Genomic DNA, 544 nt, shown 5'->3' with positions numbered 1-544 from the left:
GGCACCTGGTGGGCGCGCCAGGTGCCCTCGACGGGCTTGCCGTCCACGCTCGCGGGGCCGGTCCAGCCCTTCGGGGTGCGCAGCACGATCATCGGCCAGCGCGGGCGGTGGTCCCCGGTGCCGCGGGCTCGCGGTGTGCCGGCGGCGCGGGCCTCCTCCTGGACGCCGCGGATGCGGTCGACGGCCCGGTCAAGGGCCTCGGCGAGGTCGCGGTGCACGGTGCGCGGGTCGTCGCCGCTCACGTGCAGGGGGTCTCGGCCTCGCCGTCGCCGACGACGCAGGCGACGAGCAGGTGCGGGTTGTCGAACGCGGCGCCGTAGGCGTGCGCGAGCGAGTAGCCGAGCTCGCCGCCCTCGTGGATGGAGCCGGGCGTCTCGGGCGCGACGTGGCTGGGCACGCCGCCGGGGAAGGAGAACTGCCTGAAGAGCCGCGCCATGCCCGCCGCGTCGCGCGTGACGTCCGGGTACGTCTCGCTGTAGCTGCCCTCCAGCCAGGAGTTGGCGAGCACGGCGGGGCCGCCGTGCCCGGGACCCCACACGCACAG

The 544-nt window shown here is 76.7% G+C and carries 1 pseudogene; it reads right to left on the bottom strand.

The features are described 5' to 3' along the window. Nucleotides 1-544: pseudogene (locus IG74_RS50690) on the bottom strand (phosphoketolase); the annotation flags it as partial.

The organism is Streptomyces sp. NRRL B-1347 (assembly GCF_000720325.1).
GTDB lineage: Bacteria > Actinomycetota > Actinomycetes > Streptomycetales > Streptomycetaceae > Streptomyces.
Note: the sequence above shows the minus strand (reverse complement) of the source record. Positions and strands in the feature narration are given on the sequence as shown.